Consider the following 19,202-nt stretch of genomic DNA (forward strand, 5'->3'; position numbering starts at 1 on the left):
CGCTCCACTCAGCCCGGCTGCATCACCCCAACGGCTTTTACGCGCATACCTTTAACCAGCATCAGGTACGCCATGGCGGCGAAGACCATCAGCGAGGCGAAAAGCGACCACGACGGCAGCGTCGTTAACACAAACCCGCTGTACATCGGGTTGAAGGACGCGCCCAGCCAGCCGAGCGACTGGACTGAGAAGTAACCCGCCTTGAGCCCTGGCGGCGCGATGTTGTCGATAAGCATATATTCGCCCGGCGCGTAGATAATTTCGCCAATCGTAAAGACCGCTGCCGCCGCGCCCCAGATCCAGAGGTTGGTGCCCGCCATCAGAAAACCGCCGAGGCCCAGAATAAAGCAGACGGTGCCGAACAGCATCAGGCGGCTTAAGTTGTCAGCGCGCAGGTTTTTCCCTACCAGATACTGGAGCGAGACGACCAGTATGGCGTTTACCGGCAATACAACGGCGACAATCTGCTGCGCCAGCGCGCTGTCGGAAAAGGTCAGGACATATTGCGAGATGCAGATAGCGAAGGAGCCCGCCACCAGCGAGCCGAGAAACGCCGAGCCGGTGAACCACAGCAGACGCTGGTCGCGCCACAAAAGCGAGAGCGGCGGCGGGCCGGAAGGGGAATCCGCCTGCTCATGCGCGGGCGCGACACGCTGCACGAAGACGCTAATGACCATAAAGGTAATGCCGGAGGTTACGGCTGAAAGCCAGAACGGCATATTCAGGCCATAGACCATCAGCAGCGTGCCGATGGGCGGGCCGACCGTCCAGCCGATATTTAAAAAGGTGTAATTGAGCGAGAAAATGCGCGCCTTCGCCGCCGCGCCCAGGGTATCGGCGAAATAGCTTTTCAGGACGGTGGAAAACACGGAGTACGCGCAGTTAATTATCGCGAAGAAGAGGATAACCAGCAGAGCGTTATGCATCAGCGGGATCGCCACAAAGCCCGCCACAAAGATGGCGATGGCGATCAGCATATAGCGCTTTTTATCGAAGCGGTCGGCGAGCACGCTGAACGCCAGGCTGAAGAAGACCCCCGCGGTCATCGCGCTGGTGAGCGCCACGCCGATTTCATCCACCGACATTGCGAAGCGCTTTGCAAGGTAGATAGCCATAAAGGGCAGCGTGGCGCCGCGACCGATAGTCAGTAATAACGACGAGCCGAGCAGCGCGACGGTAGAACGCGTTTTCTTTGATAACATTTTCTTATCTTTTTTATGAGGTGAGCGGGAGCGATAACCTGATGCAGGCCTCTTTTTAAGCAATAACACGCTCACACGGCGCTGTATACCCTGACGGGTGTTCAGAAGTGCTTTACCTTCCCCCCATAATTTAGTGATCTGTCTCTCACCGGAAGATTCCGGTATGGTGAAGTATTAACATAATTTTAATAAATAACAGGGGCAGGGGATGACGCGCAAAGACGGGTTGCTGGCGCTACTGGTAGTGCTGGCCTGGGGGCTGAATTTCGTCGTAATCAAAGTCGGGCTTCACGCCATGCCGCCGCTGCTCCTGGCAGGGCTGCGGTTTTTGCTTGTCGCCTTTCCCGCGTTGCTGTTCGTGGCGCGCCCGAAGGTGCCATTGCGCCTGTTGTTAGGCTACGGGCTGACCATCAGCTTTGGGCAGTTCGCGTTTCTCTTCAGCGCCATCAAATTTGGCATGCCCGCGGGCCTCGCCTCGCTGGTGCTCCAGGCGCAGGCGTTTTTTACCATTGTGCTCGGCGTGTTTGCGTTTCGCGAACGGCTCCAGGCGAAACAGCTGACCGGTATCGCGCTCGCGGTCATCGGCATGCTGGTGCTGATCGAAGGCAGCCTCAACGGCCAGCATGTGGCGCTGACCGGCTTTATGCTGACGCTCGCCGCGGCGCTGAGCTGGGCCTGCGGCAATATCTTTAACAAAAAAATCATGCAACTGCCGACGTCGCCTGCGGTGATGTCGCTGGTGGTGTGGAGCGCGCTTATCCCGGTGCTGCCGTTCTTCGCGGCAAGCCTGCTGTTTGACGGCGCGCAGGCGGTGACGCAGAGCCTTCTTCATATCGACCGCGTGACGGTGCTCTCGCTGGTTTACCTGGCGTTTATCGCGACCATTCTCGGTTATGGCATCTGGGGGACGCTGCTCGGGCGTTATGAAACCTGGCGTGTGGCGCCGCTCTCACTGCTGGTGCCGGTGGTCGGCCTTGCCAGCGCCGCGCTGCTGCTGGATGAGCGGCTGTCGGTGTTGCAGATTGTCGGCGCGCTGCTGGTCATGGCGGGGTTGTATATCAACGTGTTTGGCTGGCGGGTGCGGCGGGCAGTGCGCAGCGCATAAAAAAACCGGGCCTGTGCCCGGTTTTTCGCGCGAGTGGTTAGTTGTAGTACGGTACGCCCAGCTCGTCGGATTTATCGCTGCCGGCGCTGCGATGGCTGAGATCCAGCGATTCGTGATGCTCAATCGGCACCGTCATCGTGCTGTGGTCACCGGCGCACACGTCGGCTGTCGGGCTGCCCGCCAGCGCGTAGCCGGAGGTCAGCGCCAGAAACAGCACGGTGGCGCGCGTTACGGATTTCATGTTGTCCTCGGTTATCTCCCGCAGGAGAAGTGTAACGGCGCAATGGTGCCGTCTGTGTGCTTTACCACTTAGTGATTCAGCGGGTGGAGGTACTTACCTTCGCCCGGCATCCGTGTTACGCGATACTTATGCGGCGGCACGGAGAAATAGTTCTTGAACGTGCGGGTCAGCGTCTGCTGGGATTCAAACCCATAGCGCTCGGCCAGATAAAGGATCGGTTCATCGCTCTCTTTAAGCTTGAGCGCGATTTCAGTCAGTTTCCGGTTACGGATGTACTGGCCCAGCGAATGGCCGGTCTCTTTTTTAAACATCCGTTGCAGGTGCCATTTCGAGTAACCCGAACGCGCCGACACTTTCTCAAGGGAAAGGGGGGATTCCAGGTTATCTTCGATCCAGTCCAAAATGCTATGAATTGTAATGGCATCATTATTGCGTCTGGACATCGTTTTACCTCTTTGCTGTTACGGCAGCACCCTTTTAAGCAGGTATTCGAGGGTCGCCACTTCGTCTGCCGTCAGGTTTTTTGTTAATTCTTGATGCAGGTTTTGTCCTACCAACTGGTGGCACTGTTCACACAGCGCCGCGCCGTCTTCCGTGAGCTCAACCAGTACGCCCCGTTTATCGTTCGGGTTGGGCAGGCGTGCCACCCAGCCTTTGCAGACCAGACGGTCCAGCATGCGCGTCAGGGCGCCTAAATCTACTGAGAGCACCTTTTTCAGCTCTCCCGGCGTGATACGACCAGGACAGCGAATGGAGCAAAGCACCTTAAACTGCGCCGCAGTGATATCGAGCGGGGCGAGATACTCGTTGAGCAGGCGATCCTTTTTCTGATTCACCAAATGAATCAGCCGTCCTAAAGGAATAATCTCGTTAAACAGATCGCTGTTATTTTCCAACATATTTGCCCAGGCAAGTAGATTAGTCACGCGAGATATTATTGCCCAGGCAAACATAAGTCAACTGAATGATTTTTGAAATCACACGATCTGTTAAAACTGCGGGAAACCATTTAAAAATCAAAGGCTAAATGGTGGCTATCAGTACGATAGCCATAGCCTTTTGATGAAGGGGTGGCGCAAGACGTCGGACAAAAGTAGCCGGAAAAGAGGTAAAAAAACGCCGCCTCAAGCGGCGGCGTCAGGATCAACTGTGGTGCGGTTGCTCATCCGGAAGCTGTACCGGCCAGCGCCGGAATATCACAATCGCCCAGATAAACGCGGCCAGCGCCGGAATAGCGCCCATATAGCCGATGGAGGACATTGAAAGCTGCAGGCTGACCTGATTGCCCACCAGCGCGCCTGCGCCGATGCCGATATTAAAGATACCGGAGAAGAGCGACATCGCGACATCGGTGGCATCGTGCGCCAGCGCCAGCACTTTGACCTGCATTCCAAGGCCGATAAGCATAATCGCGATGCCCCAGAAGGCGCTGAGAATGGTCAGGTTCACCGCGCTGTGCGATGCCGGCAGTAACAGCAGCAGGCAGATAACCAGTACGCCAATCGCGCTGCTGATAAGTCCCGAGGCGTGCAGGTTGCCGAGCTTGCCGAATATCACGCTGCCGATGATCCCGGCGGTGCCGAGCACCAGCAACAGGAAGGTCGCGAAGTTTTCGCTCAGGCCCGCGACGTTTTGCACGAACGGCTCAATATAGCTGTAAGCAGTAAAGTGCGCGGTCACCACCACGGCGGTCAGAATATAGATGCACAGCAGCGCCGGGCGGCGGAACAGCGCCGGCAGGCTTGAAAGAGAGCCGGAGTGTTCGCTCGGGATTTTCGGCAGCAGTTTCACCAGACAGGCGAGGGTAATGAGCGCCCCGATGCCGATGGCGAAGAACGTAGTGCGCCAGCCAAAATATTGCCCGACGATGCGCCCGATGGGCAGCCCAAGGACGGAAGCCAGCGCGGTGCCGGTAGCAATCAGGCTCAGCGCCTGGGCGCGTTTGCCCGGCGGCGCAAGGCGAATAGCCAGCGATGCGGTGATCGACCAGAAAATCGCATGGGCGAAGGCGATACCGATGCGGCTGATGACCAGCACCTCAAAGCTCCAGGCCATAAACGACAGCATATGGCTTACGACGAAGACCACAAACAGCGCAATCAGCAGCTTGCGGCGCTCCACCTGGCTTGTCAGCAGCATAAACGGCAGCGACATCAGCGCCACCACCCAGGCGTAGATAGTCAGCATGATGCCCGCCTGCGCGGATTCCATATGGAAACTTGCGGCGATATCGGAGAGCAGGCCCACCGGCACAAATTCGGTGGTGTTAAAGATAAATGCCGCGACCGCAAGCGTGACAACCCGCAGCCATGCGGTTTTGCGAGAGACTGTATTCATCGTCATAAAAAAGATTCGCGCTGGTCAGAAGTGAATAAGAAGCAAGCGATCTTAAAACTATCGCTGGTCGGGATACAACCATTTTGTGACGTAAATCTCACTTTTGCGCCGGTTTTGCAACAAGCGCAGCGGCGCGTATGCAAATCGCGTCACGGTTTTCGGCGCGCGTGATACGGTGGGAGAACCATCACCACACGAAAAGGGCAGGGAACATAATGCAATCAGTGGACTTTTATATGGTGGACGCGTTTGCCGACAAAATTTTCAGCGGCAATGCGGCAGCGGTCTGTCCGCTCAGCGTCTGGCTACCTGACGAGACGCTGCTTTCAATGGCGCAGCAGCATAACCAGTCGGAAACCGCGTTTTTCGTGTGTACCGACGACGGCTTTGAACTGCGCTGGTTCACCACACAAAATGAAATCAACCTGTGCGGCCATGCGACGCTTGCCGCCGCGCACGTTATTTTCGAGCATCTCGACTATCCGCACAGCCAGATCCGCTTCTCGACGCGCTTTGTCGGCGAGCTTATCGTGACGCGCCGCGGCGACTGGCTGACGCTCAATTTTCCGGCCTGGCAGACGCAGCCGGCAGAGGCGCCCGCGCTGCTGCTGGCCTCGCTCGGTATCGACAACCCGGTCGCGGTGCGCGCCGGGCGCGATTATCTCGTCGAGCTCGCAACCCAGGCGCAGGTCGAGGCGCTGAGGCCGGATATTCACGCTATGCTGCCGCTCGGCAAAATGGTGTGCGTCACCGCGCCGGGCACGCCTGGCGGCCCGTATGATTTCGTGAGCCGTTTTTTCTGCCCCGGCGAAGGCGTGGCGGAAGATCCGGTTACCGGCTCCGCGCACAGTATGCTTATCCCGTACTGGGGCGCGAAGCTTGGCAAAACCACGATGCTGGCGCGCCAGGTGTCGGCGCGCGGCGGCGATTTGCGCTGTGAATGGCAGGGGGAGCGGGTACTGATTAGCGGGCAGGCCGTGACCTATCTTATCGGCCAGGTATTGCTGCGCTAAACGTCCGGCGCCCAGGCCGGGCGCCGTCATATTTCAGGGCAGGCGGGCGATATTCTCTTTGATAACCGCGACGGAATGCTGAAACTTCGCCTGCTCTTCGCCTTCCAGCTGTAACTCGATAATCTGCTGCACGCCGCGCTGGGCGAGTACCGCCGGCACGCCGATTGCCACGTTATCCACGCCATATTCGCCGTCGAGAATGCACGATACCGCCAGCGCGCGGTGGCTGCCGGTAAAGATATTGCGGCAGATCTCGGCAATCGTCCCGGCGATGCCGTATTCGGTACAGCCTTTGCGGGCGTAAATCTCAAAACCTAATTTGCGTACTTTTTCGGCGAGCGCCGTGGTGTCGAGAGGTGTACCCGTTTTGCGTTCATACACCTGCGCCACCGGCGAGCCGTAGACCGATGAATGCGACCAGACCGGGAACTGTGTGTCGCCGTGCTCGCCGAGGATAAAAGCGTCGATGCTCTGCGGGCCGATATCCAGCGCCTCGGCCAGCGTGCGGCGCAGGCGCGTGGTGTCGAGCCAGACGCCGGTGCCAATCACCTGGTTGCGCGGCAGGCCCGAGAGCGTCCAGACCTGCCAGGTGATGATATCGCACGGGTTGGTCGCCACGAGGAAAATGCCGTTGAAGCCGCCCGCCATCATCTGCGGGACTATCTGCCCGACGATGCGCGCGGTATTAGTCAGCTCGTCAAGTCGCGTCTGGCCGGGCTTCAGCGCCCCCCGGAGACGGTGATGACGGCGATATCCACATCCGCGCAGTCGCTCGCCTGCCGGGTGGAGATTTTTATCATTCCTGGCATATACGCTGCGGCGTCGCGCAGATCCTGACAGTGTCCCTCAACGCGCGCGGCGTCGAGATCCACCAGAATCAGCTCCTCGCCGATATTCTGGTTCAGCAGGGCCCACGCGGCGGCGGTGCCGACATTGCCTGCGCCGATAATCATCACTTTTCGTGCCTGGTTGTTCATGGCGTCATTCCTTGTTAACCCATTTCCCGACAGAGTACCTGCACAGAGCCGTACCCGGAAATCCCCTTTGCTTATTTATCGGGGATCATAAGACAATCCTCTGACCCGTGGGTTGCGCGCGGCGACGCGGCACCGTAAAGCTAATAAAAACAATACAGGAGCGCACCCATGTACCAGATAACTGTCGCATCACCCGAAAGCGCGGAGAGCCGGGCGCTGATCGCCGCCCTCGACGCTTACCAGAGCACGCTGTACCCGGCTGAGAGTAATCATCTGGTGGATCTCGCGGGCGTGGATGACGGCGCGCTGATTTTTATGGTGATACGCCATCAGCAGGCGGCGGTAGGCTGCGGCGCGGTGCTGCTGACCGGCGACGGCTGCGGCGAAGTCAAGCGGGTCTATATCGATGAGCGCCACCGCGGTCAGAAGCTTGGAGAAAAACTGATGGCGGCGCTGGAGGAGGCTGCGCGGCTGCGCGGCTGCCATACGCTGCGACTGGAAACCGGCATTCACCAGAACGCCGCGGTAAGGCTCTACGAGCGCTGCGGCTTTCATCACACCGGGCCATTTGCGCCCTATCTGCCCGATCCGTTGAGCCTGTTTATGCAAAAGTCGGTGTCGGCGACGACGGCAGCAGTTCCGTAAACGCCTCCAGCTGGCGGGTTTTCGCGCCGCGCCGCCAGATAAGCCAGGTATCAATAAACTGCCATTTATCGGCCAGCGGCCAGGCCTGCACCTGATGGCTCCCCGGCATGCTCTCCAGCATGCTGCGCGGGATCATCGCGACCCCTGCGCCGGCCACCACGCACGCCAGCATGCCGTGGTAAGACTCCATTTCGTGAATTTTACCCGGCATCGCCTGATCCTCTTTAAACCAGCTTTCAAAATGCCGCCGGTAGGAGCAGTTGGCGCGAAAGGCGTAAATGCTCGCGCCGTTAATCGCCTGGGCGCGCGTCACCGGCGGATGACCGGCGTGCGCCACCAGCATCATCTCCTCGCGATACACGGGCATACCCTCCAGGTTCGGATGCAGTACCGGCCCGTCGACAAACGCGGCGCTCAGCTCGCCCGCCAGCACGCCGTCAATCATGGTGCCGGAAGGGCCGGTCGCCAGATCGAACTGGATTTTCGGGTAGCGCTGGTTAAACGCGGCGAGCACGGCAGGGATACGTACCGCCGCCGTACTTTCCAGCGAACCGAGCGAGAAAATGCCCTGCGGCTCGTCGCCGGAGACGACTTCACGCGCCTCCTGCACCAGCGCCAGGATGCGTTTGCTGTAGGCGAGAAAACTGTGGCCTGCCGGGGCGAGCTTCAGTCGCTGATTCTCGCGGATAAACAGATCCACGCCCAAATCGTCTTCGAGCTGGCGGATACGGGTGGTCAGATTCGACGGCACCCGGTGCACGCGCTGGGCGGCGGCAGTAATGCTGCCGGTTTCGGCCACGGCGTTGAACATCTCAAGCTGGGTTAAATCCATTGCATTCTCTCCGGGTGAATGGAATCGTCAATATTATTCACTTTTCAGAAATACCAGAGCAGGCCAGGCTATAGCAATCATTTTGACGATGTAGCGTAAAAATCGTCGCGCATAACAACGATGAAAAGAGGCCCACTGATGAGCATTTCCCCTGCGACCCACGCGATTTCCGTTAACCCGGCCACTGGCGAAACGCTGGCGGTGTACCCGCTGGCGAGCGCCGAACAGGTCGAACTGGCGATAACCCGCGTAAGCGAGGGCTTTCGCCGCTGGCGCGCCACCCGCCTGGATGAGCGCGCGCAGACGCTGCGTAATATCGGTAATGCGCTGCGCGCCCGGAGTGAAGAACTGGCGCAGATGATCACCGCCGAAATGGGCAAACCGATCCGCCAGGCCCGCGGCGAAGTGGCGAAATCCGCCGGGCTGTGCGACTGGTACGCGGAGCACGGCCCTTCGATGCTCGCGACAGAGCCGACGCTGGTGGAAAACCAGCAGGCGGTGATTGAATACCGTCCGCTCGGGCCCGTCCTCGCCGTGATGCCGTGGAACTTCCCGCTGTGGCAGGTGATGCGCGGCGCGGTGCCCATCCTGCTTGCAGGCAACACCTATCTGCTCAAGCATGCGCCGAATGTGATGGGCTGCGCGCTGTTAATTAACGAGATTTTTGAAGACGCGGGCGTGCCGGCCGGCGTGTTTGAAGTGATTAACGCCACCAACGACGGCGTGAGCCAGGCGATTAACGACTCGCGTATCGCTGCGGTCACCGTTACCGGCAGCGTGCGCGCGGGTGCCGCCATTGGCGCGCAGGCGGGCGCGGCGCTGAAAAAATGCGTGCTGGAGCTGGGCGGCTCCGATCCTTTCATTGTGCTGGCGGATGCCGATCTCGACGAGGCCGTGAAAGCGGCGGTGGCGGGGCGCTACCAGAATACCGGACAGGTCTGCGCCGCCTCGAAGCGTTTTATTGTTGAAGCCAGCATCGCTGACGCCTTTACCGAAAAATTCGTGGCTGCCGCGCAAGCGCTGACAATGGGCGCGCCGACCGATGAAGAGACCTTCCTTGGGCCGATGGCGCGTTTCGATCTGCGCGACGAACTGCATGCGCAGGTGACCGCGACCTTAAGTGAAGGCGCGACGCTGCTGCTTGGCGGCGAGAAGATTGCCGGCGCGGCCAACTACTATGCGCCGACAGTGCTTGGCAACGTGACGCGCGACATGACCGCGTTTCGCCAGGAGCTGTTTGGCCCGGTGGCGGCCATCAGCGTGGCGCGTGACGCCGAACAGGCGCTGGAGCTCGCGAACGAGAGCGAGTTCGGCCTCTGCGCCACCGTCTGGACGGCCGATGAAGCGCGCGCGAACGATTTCGCGGCGCGTCTGGAGTGCGGCGGCGTCTTTATTAACGGCTACTGCGCGAGCGACGCCCGCGTGGCGTTCGGCGGCGTGAAAAAGAGCGGATTTGGCCGCGAGCTTTCCCATTTCGGCCTGCATGAGTTCTGCAATATTCAGACCGTCTGGAAAAACCGTCGTTAAACGATGCGGTGAATAATAGCGTTATCCCGCCGGGCGCGCACAGGGGTGTGGTCTGACTGGCGGGTGCGCTTTGCTTACCCGCCCTGGATACTGAATCGTGGCGTCATGCCAGCATCAAAAGAGCCGCTGTCGCGGCTCTTTGTCATTTAAGTGACATGGTTCTGTCATTTTTGCTTTGTAGACTCGCGGAGGTTTTCGCTGTTTAACGAAGAAAAACATGAACCTAACTAAAATTTTCCGCGCGCTCCGGCGCGTCGTGCCCCGCACCCGCTTCGGGCTGATGGCCGGCATTCTGTGTGTTATTACGCTTTTCTCCGCACTGCAAATTCTCTCAACATTACTGCTTTCATCGCTTCTTGGCGAAACGCAGCAGCAGGTTCAGCGCCACGAAGCGCAGCGCCAGCAGCAGGCGGCGATGGATGACGCGCGCGTCACGCTCCTGATGGCAAGCGACCTGCTGAACCGCGCCGGCATCTATTTTATGCAGGATAAAGAGACCGGCTCGGTAGGAAGCTGGAACAGCCTGATGGATGAGGCGCAGTCGGCGCTGAAACGCTCCCATACGGCGTTTGAACGTTACGGCCAACTCAATACCGCAAAAGACGATCCGCTCAAGGCAAGCTACCAGAACTTTTACAGCGCGCTGAAAGAGCAGGCGGACGGGCTGGTTACCACTAACAGCATCGACGCGTTTTTCGCGGTGCCGGTGCAGGCCTTCCAGGCGGATTTCAACGATAACTTTGCCCGCTACCAGCGCGACAACGCGCAGCGCGCGGACAAAGAGAGCCAGGAACTGCTGGGCGGACTGGAGCAGGCGCAACGCATGTTTATCGTGGCGCTGGGGGTGCTGCTGTTCATCGCCGTGCTGGTGTGGCGCAGCATGGCCGTGTGGGTGATTCGCCCGCTCAGGCGGCTTATTGATCATATCAATCGTCTGGCGGCAGGGGATCTCTGCGCGCCGCTGCCGGCGGGCACGTTGATCAACCGGGAGATGGCCGAGCTTAGCGAAAGCATCGGGCAGATGCAGGGCGGCCTGCAACAGCTGGTGAGCGATGTCCGGGAGGCGACCTCCGCTATTGTCGCCAATATCAGCGAGCTGGCGGCGGGCAACGAACAGCTGTTCAGCCAGTCTGCGTTACAGGCCGAAGAGCTGCGCAAGGTGACGTCGCATATCGAAACGCTCGAAGTGCATGTCGAAGAGAACAGCGAATATGCCCGCGTGGCCAACGCCCGCGCCGACGAGGCGCGCGGCGTAGCGGCAGGCGGCGACGCGATGATGCAAACCGTAAACCACTCGATGCAGGATATCGTGTCGCGCTCCGCCGAGATGCGCGGCATCGTGGCGATGATTGACAGCGTCGCCTTCCAGACGAATATTCTGGCGCTTAACGCCGCGATAGAAGCGGCGCACGCCGGGAATCACGGTCGCGGTTTCGCTGTTGTGGCAAAAGAGGTCGGGCTGCTGGCGCGCAAGAGCAGCCATTCGACGCAGACTATCCAGGCGCTTATTCACCACTCCTTGCAGGGCATTGAAAAAGGCTCGGAGGCGGTGTCGAAGCTTGAAGAGAACCTGCAACGGGTGATGGCGCTGGTCAGCCACCTGACGGGATTGCTTGGCGAAATCGCGGTAGCGACCGTCAACCAGGGCGAAAGCATTCATCAGGTGACGCAGCGCATCGGCGCGCTGAATCAGGTGGCGGGCGAGACCGGCTCACTGGTGCAGCACACCACGCATGCGTCGCTGCGCCTGCGCGACGAGTCGCGCCGCCTTACGGATGCCGTCTCGCGCTTTCGTCTTCCCGCCTGAGGTTGATATACTCCCGGCCCGAACGTCATTCGCGCCGGGAGTCTCTGGTGACCCACAAGCTTAACAACGATTTACTGGCTTCAATTCTTGAGCAGGTGCGCCCGCTCGCCGCACAGGGCAAAGTGGCCGACTATATACCGGCGCTGGCGGAGGTGCCCGCCGACCGGCTCGGCATCGCCGTCTGTACGGTCTCCGGCGAGTGCTTTAGCGCAGGCGACGCCGACGAGCGCTTTTCAATTCAGTCCATTTCCAAAGTGCTGAGCCTCATCCTCGCCATGGGTCGCTATGACGACAGCGAGATCTGGCGGCGGGTGGGGAAAGATCCGTCCGGCCAGCCGTTTAACTCGCTGGTGCAGCTGGAGCTGGAGCAGGGCAAACCGCGCAACCCGTTTATTAACGCCGGAGCGCTGGTAGTCTGCGATATGCTGCAAAGCCGCCTCAGCGCGCCGAAGCAGCGGATGCTGGAAGTGGTGCGCGGGCTCTGCGGCGCTCAGGATATTGTCTATGACACCGGCGTGGCGCGATCTGAGTTCGAACACTCGGCCCGTAACGCCGCCATCGCTTATCTGATGAAGTCCTTCGGTAATTTCCATAACGATGTGATTACCGTCCTGCAAAACTATTTCCACTATTGCGCGCTGAAAATGAGCTGCGCGGAGCTTGCCCGCGCTTTTCTGTTTCTCGCGAATCAGGGAAGAGCGCCGCACCTCGACACGCCGGTGATAAGCCCGGTGCAGGCGCGCCAGGTGAACGCCCTGATGGCGACCAGCGGCATGTATGAGAGCTCGGGCGAATTCGCCTGGCGCGTCGGGATGCCGGGGAAATCGGGCGTGGGCGGCGGGATCATCGCGGTGGTGCCGCACGAGATGTCTATCGCGGTCTGGAGTCCGGCGCTGGATAACGCCGGTAACTCGCTGGCGGGTATCGCGGCGCTGGAAATTCTCGCCCGCGAAATTGGCCGGTCTATTTTCTGAGGAGAGGATATGGATGCGCTGTTCGCGCGCCTGAACCGTTCCGCCTTTCGCCGCCGTTTTCATCTCGGCGCGAAAGAGCGGCAGTATTGCTGGGATAAGGGCCCGGAGGTGATTGACCAGCACGCGGCGGACTTTATCGCAAAACGGCTCGCAACCGCCGAGCCCGCGAACGACGGCAGGCAGACGCCGATGCGCGGCCACCCGGTATTTATCGCCCAGCACGCCACCGCCACCTGCTGTCGCGGCTGCCTCGCAAAGTGGCATAACATCCCGGCGGGCGTGGCGCTGAGCGACGCGCAGCAGGCGTATATCGTCGCGGTTATCCACCGCTGGCTGGTGCAGGAGATGAACCCCTGAACCGCGCTGCGGTTTTCCGAAACTCAAATTAAATTGTTATGAAAACGTGTTAAGCTTACTGCTATTCCGTTATCCCCGGCGCCGTTTCTCAGCCGCGCCCAGCCGTAAGCGATAGATTATGTTTTTTAACCAGGCGACGTTGACTGGTTTTCGTGAAAACAGGATGTGGCTAAACGCATCCCTTCTCTTTCTCCTGACCACGCTGTTTTACTTTCTGGGCGCGATGATGCGTCTGGTTGAGCCGTTGTCGCTGTTCTGGCCGCTCAATGCGGTGATGGCGGCGGTCTTTGCGCGATATCCCTGGCTTAACCGGCCGGGGTATTACGCCATCTGTTATGTGGCGATGCTCGCCTATGATGCGATGACGACAAGCTGGGGCTCCGCGTCGCTGCTGATTAACTTCTCCAATATGGTGTTTATCGTCACGGTGGCGCAGTTGCTGGTGCGCGATAAACGCCGTGGGCACGCGCTTTCGCGCCCGATTAACGCGCTACGGCTCTTTAACTACTGTCTGGTTGCCGCGCTGCTGTGCGCCTTTTTCGGCGCAACCGGCAGTCTCGGGGTAAACGATCAGGGCTTTCTGCCGCTGCTGTGCGACTGGTTCAGCGAGCAGTTCTCCACGGGCGTTTTGCTGATGCCGTGGATCTTAACGCTGACGCGTCCGTCGTGGCCTGCGCGCGTGCAGCCGGAGCAATTGTGGCCGCTACTGGCGCTGGCGGCGTCGCTGGCCGCCTCGGTGGTCATTGGCGGGGCGGGCTGTCTGGCGTTTCCGGTGGCGGCGCTTATCTGGTGCGCGGTGCGTTATCCGCTGAACGTCACCTGTTTCTTAACGCTCTGTACCGGCGTACTGCAAATTATCCTCGTCAGTAACGGTATCATCGAAATCAGCTCCGCGAAGCTCTCCCTCGGCAGCCAGATGTTCTCGGCGCGCCTCGGCGTGGCGACGATCGCTATCTGCCCGGCGATTGTCGCAGTCAGCGTCAGCGCGATTAACGATCTGCTGGCGCAGATCTCCCGCCGCGCCAATTACGACCATCTGACCGGCGTCTGGTCACGCTCAGGCCTGTATGAAACGCTCGCGCGCGACGATACCAACCCGTCGCTTGCCGGGCAGCCGCTGTGCGTGATGCTGATGGACCTTGACCACTTCAAGAGTATTAACGACAACCACGGTCACGAATGCGGCGACGCGGTACTGGCGGCTTTCGGTAAGAAACTGCGTAAGCTCGCAGGCGAAGAAGGGCGCGTGGCGCGTATGGGCGGCGAAGAGTTTGTGGTGGTCTGCCCCGGTATGACGCTTGAGCGCGCCTGCGTGCTGGCCGAAACCATTCGTCAGCAGGTCGCCGGGGAGGCGGTTATCTTTGGGGATCAGACGCTGCATATCAGCGTCAGTATCGGACTGGGTTATGACGCCGCGCCGCGCGACAGCGTCAGCGAGACCTTTAACCGGCTGATGCGCCAGGCTGACGGCCTGCTGTATCAGTCTAAACGTCAGGGCCGCAACCGGACGTCGGTTCAGGAGGAACATCAGTCGACGTTACATCTGGCGCAGCCTTTATCATAACGTTATCGTAACGCTATCGTGACAACGTCACGGTAATAAGTCACTGAACGGCGGTTTCTTTTCAGAATGTGACCGATTGTTTCTCGAAGCGCTTTAAAGTACTTGCCGGTACGATCCTGGGTTACTAAGATGGCTGGGTTTCGTCACCGGATACTGGTATGAAGAGCGCATCTGAGCAGCTAAACCGTCATCAGCCTTCCTCTGCGCTCAGGTTTGTCAGGCGCATGTTTTTTATGCGCCAGCTGGGCACCACGCTCAGCTTTATCCCGCTCATTGTCCTGTTGCAGGAGCTGCATCGTCCGGTATGGACACGGGCGCTGCTGGCGGCGAACACGTTTCTCTGGCCCGGTGTCGCGCGGCTTCGCGCCCGGCGCAGCCGTCATCCCGCCAAAACCGAGCGGCAACACCTGGTGGCCGACGCGGCGGCGGGCGGCTTCTGGATAGCCCAGACGGTGGTCTCACCGCTCACTTCCGTAGTTATCGCCACCATTTTACTCTCCGACCGGCTCGCCGCAGGCGGTTTCGCCCCGTACGCTTTACGCCACGCTGCCGCTGATCGCGGTCTATGTGCTGACGCTGAGTTTTGTGAGCCATGCGCTAGCGCAGCGGTTGCGTCTGAAGTCACGGGAACTGGAGCGTTACGCAAATCCCGATCCGCTGCTGAATATCGCCAACCGGCGACAGCTGGAGCGCGATATCGACAGGGCGCTCCAGCGCTGCGACAGAAGCGGACAGCCCGCGGCGCTGATGTTTATCGATATCGACGATTTTAAAGCCGCCAACGATCGCTACGGCCATGAGGCGGGCGACAGGCTGCTGGTGACGTTTTCCGATATCCTGCGCCAGACAGCGCGGCCTGGCGATACGGTGGCGCGTTTTGGTGGCGATGAGTGTGTCATCCTGTTGCCTGATACGCCGCCTGGCGTCGCCTGCGCCGTGGCTGACAGGATGATGGCGCAGGCCGCGCTGGTCAATGTCTTTGAGGACAGCGCGCTGCGCTGCACGCTCAGTATCGGCATCGCGCGCGCCGCACCGGAAATGAGCGGGGCGGCGCAGTGGCTGAAGGCCGCGGACAACGCGCTTTACAGCGCCAGGCGCGAAGGTAAAAATCGTATTTACGCGCTTTGACGGCGGCGGTCTCTTTGCCTGATGCCGGATACGCTATGCTTCAATTAAACAGTGCTTACAGGTTGCGCAATGAAAACACCCGATATCCCGGTTAATGAGCAGGCGCGTCTTCAGTCCCTGCATGATTCTGGCCTGCTAGATGCGGCGCCGACAGAGCGTTTTGACCGTCTTACCCGGCTTGCAAAGCGCCTTTTTAACTCGCCGGTGGCGTTGATTAGCCTCGTGGATCAGGAGCGGCTCTGGTTCGCCTCCTGCGATGGCATCGCACCCGAGCCGGTGCCGCGCCGCGTCTCATTCTGCGGTCACACCATTCTCAACAACGCGCCGCTGATTATTGCTGATGCGTTGAGCGACGAGCGCTTTCGCGATAACCCGCTGGTAAGCGGTCCGCCGCATATTCGTTTTTATGCCGGTTGCCCGGTACGGCTGCCCGATGGCGCGACTGCCGGCTCGCTGTGCATTATCGATACCGAACCCCGCGCGTTCAGTGAGACTGACGCGATGCTGCTGCGCGATCTGGCGGCCATCGTTGAAGATGAGTTTACGGTGCTGAGTGTCGCGACCAGCGATGAGCTGACCGGCCTGCTGAATCGCCGCGGTTTCGCCTCGCTTGCGGGGTATGCCATTTCCACCCATCGTCGTCGTAGCGAGCCGATGTCGCTCGGGTTTATTGACCTCGATGAGTTTAAAGCGATCAACGATACCTGGGGGCATGCCGCCGGGGATGAAGCATTAAGCGCGATGGCCACGCTGATGAAAAGCGCGTTTCGCGACAGCGATCTGCTGGCGCGCCAGGGCGGCGATGAATTCGCGGTGCTGTTTAACGATACCGACGATAAAGGCGCCTGGATTGCGATGCAGTATCTGGTAGAGCAGACCGACGCCTTTAACCGCGACAGCGGCAAGCCGTGGCGACTCGGTTTTTCCTGGGGCGTGGTGCAGTTTGATGAGGAGAAGCATCAGGGGCTCGCAGGGCTTCTCAACGCGGCCGACGAAGAGATGTATCAGATGAAAACGGCGAATAAAAAGGCCGGACGATAAGATTTTCCTCTGACCTTTGGCGTCGTTTCTCCGCCATGATAGTGATTAGCAGGTTAACCTTTTAATAACAACTCATGGCGGAGTAAACATGGCGTTACCCTTTACTGTGCGTCGCCTCAGCGCGGCGGAAATTCCCTCTCATCTCGATTCCCTGTGTGATGTCCTGATTAACTGCGTGGAAGGCGGCGCTTCGGTGAGCTTTATGCTGCCGTTCAGCCCGGAGAAAGCCCGCGCGTTCTGGCTCAACGTGGCGCAAAGCGCGGCGCGGGACGAGCGCGTTGTGCTGGCGGCGCTGGATGAGGGCGGCCACGTCATTGGGACTGTGCAACTGGTGACCGATCAGCCAGAAAACCAGCCGCACCGGGCGGATGTCTCTAAGCTGCTGGTGCATACTCGCGCGCGACGCGGCGGTGTGGCGCAGGCATTGATGGAAACGCTGGAACAGGAAGCCCGCAAGGCCGGGAAAACGGTTCTGGTGCTGGATACCGCTACCGGGAGCGATGCCGAACGTTTTTATTCACGAAATCAATGGCAACGAGTCGGTGAGATCCCGCATTACGCCTTAATGCCGGATGGCGACACCTGTTCGACCACCTATTTTTTTAAGCATCTATAAAATTTTTTAATAACTCAGTGCAGTTTGATCGAAACGGGGTTTCATTAATGTTTGTTCTGATAGCGTGGAGAGCATTCTCAGTCCGTGGTCTGCTTATCATCCATCAAGGAACACATTGTGAAAACATTGAATCGTCGTGATTTTCCCGGCGCGCTCTACCCGGAGCGCATCATTCAGTTCGGTGAAGGGAATTTCCTGCGGGCGTTTGTCGACTGGCAGGTGGATCTGCTCAATGAACACACCGATCTGAATGCCGGGGTGGTGATCGTGCGTCCCATCGCCAGCGATTTCCCACCTTCGCTCAGTACGCAGGACGGGCTCTATACCACTATCATTCGCGGTCTGAATGAGAAGGGCGAGGCGGTGAGCGAAGCGCGACTTATTCGCTCCGTGAATCGTGAGATTGCCGTTTACACGCAGTACGATCAATTTCTGGAGCTCGCCCATAATCCGGATATCCGTTTTGTGTTCTCCAATACCACCGAAGCGGGGATCAGCTATCACGCGGGCGATAAGTTTGACGACGCGCCCGCGCTCAGTTACCCGGCGAAGCTGACCCGGCTGCTGTTCGAGCGTTTCAGCTATTGTCACGGCGCGCAGGATAAAGGCTGGGTGATCATTCCCTGCGAGCTGATTGATTATAACGGTGAGGCGCTTTATGAACTGGTGCTGCGTTATACCCGCGAATGGGCGCTGCCGGAAGCCTTTAGCGCATGGCTCGACAGCGCCTGTACGTTCTGCTCGACGCTGGTTGACCGCATCGTCACAGGTTATCCGCGCGATGAAGTCGCGGCCCTTGAGGCGAGCCTCGGCTACCACGACGCGTTTCTCGATACCGCCGAGCACTTTTACCTGTTTGTTATCCAGGGGCCGCAGTGGCTCGCGCAGGAATTACGGCTCGATAAACTGCCGCTCAACGTGCGGATTGTGGATGACATCAAGCCGTATAAAGCGCGTAAAGTCGCGATCCTGAACGGCGCGCATACCGCGCTGGTGCCGGTGGCTTTCCAGGCGGGGCTGAATACGGTCGGCGAGGCGATGGATGATACGCAGATGTGCGCTTTTGTGGAGAAGGCTATCCACGATGAGATTATCCCGGTGCTGGATCTGCCTCGTGACGAGCTTAAATCCTTTGCTGACGCGGTGGTGAGCCGTTTTCGCAACCCGTATATCAAGCATCAACTGCTGTCGATTGCGCTCAACGGCATGACAAAATTCCGCACCCGTATTCTGCCGCAACTGCTGGCAGGACAGGCGCAGCAGGGGACGCTACCGCCGCGCCTGACATTCGCGCTGGCGGCGCTGGTGGCGTTTTATCGCGGCGAGCGCAACGGCGAAAGGTATCCGTTGCAGGATGACGCCCACTGGCTGGAGCGCTATCAGCAGCTCTGGACAAAACTCGGTGATAACACTATTTCGCTGCGCGAGCTGGTGGACGTGGTACTGGCTGATTGCGAACACTGGGAGCAGGATCTGACCACCGTGCCCGGCCTCGCTGAACAGGTCACGCGCGACCTCGACGCTATCCTCACCAAAGGGATGCGCGAGGCCGTCGCGCCGCTGTGCTAAATCACACGACACTCTGAGCAAACCCGGCGCTGCCCGGGTTTTTTTATGGCACATCTGTTTTAGGTACAACTCTTTAGTTACAACATTCTTATTATTAGTAATAAAACCATCACCTCAACCACCGCGTCGGTAAATTTCCAGCAGGAGGAAAAGGGCAAACTGTCATCTTTTTCTGGCAGGCTCTCATTTCCAGGCGTTTGCCCGGTGCGCTTCCAGAAACGCTCTACACTCAATAGCGCATAACCCTGGTTATGACATTTACCTCTG

At 59.2% G+C, this 19,202-nt stretch carries 17 protein-coding genes and 2 pseudogenes; 12 read left to right on the plus strand and 7 right to left on the minus strand.

Annotation, left to right across the window (positions count from 1 at the left end; all coding sequences use genetic code 11):
• Positions 1 to 8 precede the first annotated feature (8 nt).
• On the minus strand, positions 9 to 1,202 hold the full coding sequence (ydeE, locus tag BJP61_RS11355; RefSeq protein ID WP_171998355.1) for an efflux MFS transporter YdeE: 1,194 nt from the start codon (positions 1,200 to 1,202) through the stop codon (positions 9 to 11).
• 208 nt (positions 1,203 to 1,410) lie between these two features.
• Here ydeE and eamA point away from each other — a divergent pair, with 208 nt between their 5' ends.
• Complete coding sequence (gene eamA / locus BJP61_RS11360) at positions 1,411 to 2,307, plus strand: O-acetylserine/cysteine exporter (RefSeq protein WP_171998356.1); 897 nt, start codon at positions 1,411 to 1,413, stop codon at positions 2,305 to 2,307.
• Between the two features lie 37 nt (positions 2,308 to 2,344).
• Here eamA and marB read toward each other — a convergent pair whose 3' ends face one another.
• The 4 genes from marB to BJP61_RS11380 all read right to left on the minus strand — a co-directional run bounded on the left by marB (position 2,345) and on the right by BJP61_RS11380 (position 4,891).
• Positions 2,345 to 2,548, minus strand: a complete 204-nt coding sequence (marB, locus tag BJP61_RS11365) for a multiple antibiotic resistance regulatory protein MarB (RefSeq protein ID WP_038862920.1) — start codon at positions 2,546 to 2,548, stop codon at positions 2,345 to 2,347.
• A gap of 68 nt (positions 2,549 to 2,616) precedes the next feature.
• Positions 2,617 to 2,991, minus strand: coding sequence for an MDR efflux pump AcrAB transcriptional activator MarA (gene marA / locus BJP61_RS11370; protein WP_004384918.1), 375 nt, complete (start codon positions 2,989 to 2,991; stop codon positions 2,617 to 2,619).
• An 18-nt stretch (positions 2,992 to 3,009) separates the two neighbouring features.
• Entirely contained in the window at positions 3,010 to 3,444 is a 435-nt protein-coding gene (gene marR / locus BJP61_RS11375; protein WP_038862977.1) for a multiple antibiotic resistance transcriptional regulator MarR, read from the minus strand.
• 247 nt (positions 3,445 to 3,691) lie between these two features.
• Positions 3,692 to 4,891: a sugar transporter gene (locus tag BJP61_RS11380; protein ID WP_171998357.1), complete on the minus strand. Its 1,200-nt coding sequence runs from the start codon at positions 4,889 to 4,891 to the stop codon at positions 3,692 to 3,694.
• Positions 4,892 to 5,100: 209 nt separating this feature from the next.
• Between BJP61_RS11380 and BJP61_RS11385 the strand changes: the two genes are divergently transcribed.
• A complete protein-coding gene (locus BJP61_RS11385; protein ID WP_171998358.1) occupies positions 5,101 to 5,898 on the plus strand; it encodes a PhzF family phenazine biosynthesis protein in 798 nt (265 codons plus the stop codon).
• A 33-nt stretch (positions 5,899 to 5,931) separates the two neighbouring features.
• Here BJP61_RS11385 and BJP61_RS11390 read toward each other — a convergent pair.
• Positions 5,932 to 6,875 (minus strand): annotated as a pseudogene (locus BJP61_RS11390) (L-lactate dehydrogenase).
• A gap of 168 nt (positions 6,876 to 7,043) precedes the next feature.
• On the opposite strand from BJP61_RS11390, the gene BJP61_RS11395 reads away from it, so the two are divergent.
• A complete protein-coding gene (locus BJP61_RS11395) occupies positions 7,044 to 7,520 on the plus strand; it encodes a GNAT family N-acetyltransferase (protein ID WP_161579648.1) in 477 nt (158 codons plus the stop codon).
• Here the strand turns inward: BJP61_RS11395 and BJP61_RS11400 are convergent.
• On the minus strand, positions 7,477 to 8,352 hold the full coding sequence (locus tag BJP61_RS11400) for a LysR family transcriptional regulator (RefSeq protein WP_038862927.1): 876 nt from the start codon (positions 8,350 to 8,352) through the stop codon (positions 7,477 to 7,479). The genes BJP61_RS11395 and BJP61_RS11400 overlap by 44 nt on opposite strands.
• 138 nt (positions 8,353 to 8,490) lie before the next feature.
• Here BJP61_RS11400 and sad point away from each other — a divergent pair, with 138 nt between their 5' ends.
• From sad to BJP61_RS11445, 9 genes and pseudogenes are all read left to right on the plus strand, one after another.
• On the plus strand, positions 8,491 to 9,879 hold the full coding sequence (sad, locus tag BJP61_RS11405) for a succinate-semialdehyde dehydrogenase (protein WP_171998359.1): 1,389 nt from the start codon (positions 8,491 to 8,493) through the stop codon (positions 9,877 to 9,879).
• A 217-nt stretch (positions 9,880 to 10,096) separates the two neighbouring features.
• A complete protein-coding gene (locus BJP61_RS11410) occupies positions 10,097 to 11,686 on the plus strand; it encodes a methyl-accepting chemotaxis protein (RefSeq protein WP_171998360.1) in 1,590 nt (529 codons plus the stop codon).
• 47 nt (positions 11,687 to 11,733) lie between these two features.
• The gene (gene glsB, locus BJP61_RS11415) at positions 11,734 to 12,660 is read left to right on the plus strand and encodes a glutaminase B (RefSeq protein WP_038862930.1); all 927 of its coding nucleotides are present in this window, start codon (positions 11,734 to 11,736) and stop codon (positions 12,658 to 12,660) included.
• Positions 12,661 to 12,669: 9 nt separating this feature from the next.
• Positions 12,670 to 13,017 carry a DUF4186 domain-containing protein gene (locus BJP61_RS11420; protein WP_171998361.1) on the plus strand — a complete coding sequence of 116 codons (348 nt, stop codon included), beginning with the start codon at positions 12,670 to 12,672 and terminating at the stop codon, positions 13,015 to 13,017.
• 118 nt (positions 13,018 to 13,135) lie between these two features.
• The gene (locus BJP61_RS11425) at positions 13,136 to 14,581 is read left to right on the plus strand and encodes a GGDEF domain-containing protein (protein WP_075193133.1); all 1,446 of its coding nucleotides are present in this window, start codon (positions 13,136 to 13,138) and stop codon (positions 14,579 to 14,581) included.
• A gap of 224 nt (positions 14,582 to 14,805) precedes the next feature.
• Positions 14,806 to 15,709, plus strand: a pseudogene (locus BJP61_RS11430) (diguanylate cyclase AdrA).
• 69 nt (positions 15,710 to 15,778) lie between these two features.
• Positions 15,779 to 16,750, plus strand: a complete 972-nt coding sequence (locus BJP61_RS11435; RefSeq protein ID WP_038862938.1) for a sensor domain-containing diguanylate cyclase — start codon at positions 15,779 to 15,781, stop codon at positions 16,748 to 16,750.
• A gap of 88 nt (positions 16,751 to 16,838) precedes the next feature.
• Positions 16,839 to 17,366, plus strand: coding sequence for a GNAT family N-acetyltransferase (locus tag BJP61_RS11440; RefSeq protein ID WP_075193130.1), 528 nt, complete (start codon positions 16,839 to 16,841; stop codon positions 17,364 to 17,366).
• Between the two features lie 117 nt (positions 17,367 to 17,483).
• Complete coding sequence (locus tag BJP61_RS11445) at positions 17,484 to 18,935, plus strand: tagaturonate reductase (protein WP_171998362.1); 1,452 nt, start codon at positions 17,484 to 17,486, stop codon at positions 18,933 to 18,935.
• Positions 18,936 to 19,202 lie beyond the last annotated feature (267 nt).

The sequence above is a fragment of the Cronobacter sp. JZ38 genome, assembly GCF_008932145.1.
Classification (GTDB): domain Bacteria; phylum Pseudomonadota; class Gammaproteobacteria; order Enterobacterales; family Enterobacteriaceae; genus Cronobacter; species Cronobacter muytjensii.

Excerpts from the sequence above, each read along its gene's own strand:
- BJP61_RS11440 (WP_075193130.1), top strand. The coding sequence starts at position 16,839 with ATGGCGTTACCCTTTACTGTGCGTCGCCTCAGCGCGGCGGAAATTCCC.
- BJP61_RS11425 (WP_075193133.1), top strand. The coding sequence starts at position 13,136 with ATGTTTTTTAACCAGGCGACGTTGACTGGTTTTCGTGAAAACAGGATG.
- marA (WP_004384918.1), bottom strand. The coding sequence starts at position 2,991 with ATGTCCAGACGCAATAATGATGCCATTACAATTCATAGCATTTTGGAC.
- BJP61_RS11410 (WP_171998360.1), top strand. The coding sequence starts at position 10,097 with ATGAACCTAACTAAAATTTTCCGCGCGCTCCGGCGCGTCGTGCCCCGC.
- eamA (WP_171998356.1), top strand. The coding sequence starts at position 1,411 with ATGACGCGCAAAGACGGGTTGCTGGCGCTACTGGTAGTGCTGGCCTGG.
- sad (WP_171998359.1), top strand. The coding sequence starts at position 8,491 with ATGAGCATTTCCCCTGCGACCCACGCGATTTCCGTTAACCCGGCCACT.
- ydeE (WP_171998355.1), bottom strand. The coding sequence starts at position 1,202 with ATGTTATCAAAGAAAACGCGTTCTACCGTCGCGCTGCTCGGCTCGTCG.
- BJP61_RS11395 (WP_161579648.1), top strand. The coding sequence starts at position 7,044 with ATGTACCAGATAACTGTCGCATCACCCGAAAGCGCGGAGAGCCGGGCG.
- BJP61_RS11435 (WP_038862938.1), top strand. The coding sequence starts at position 15,779 with ATGAAAACACCCGATATCCCGGTTAATGAGCAGGCGCGTCTTCAGTCC.
- marB (WP_038862920.1), bottom strand. The coding sequence starts at position 2,548 with ATGAAATCCGTAACGCGCGCCACCGTGCTGTTTCTGGCGCTGACCTCC.
- BJP61_RS11400 (WP_038862927.1), bottom strand. The coding sequence starts at position 8,352 with ATGGATTTAACCCAGCTTGAGATGTTCAACGCCGTGGCCGAAACCGGC.
- BJP61_RS11380 (WP_171998357.1), bottom strand. The coding sequence starts at position 4,891 with ATGACGATGAATACAGTCTCTCGCAAAACCGCATGGCTGCGGGTTGTC.
- BJP61_RS11385 (WP_171998358.1), top strand. The coding sequence starts at position 5,101 with ATGCAATCAGTGGACTTTTATATGGTGGACGCGTTTGCCGACAAAATT.
- BJP61_RS11420 (WP_171998361.1), top strand. The coding sequence starts at position 12,670 with ATGGATGCGCTGTTCGCGCGCCTGAACCGTTCCGCCTTTCGCCGCCGT.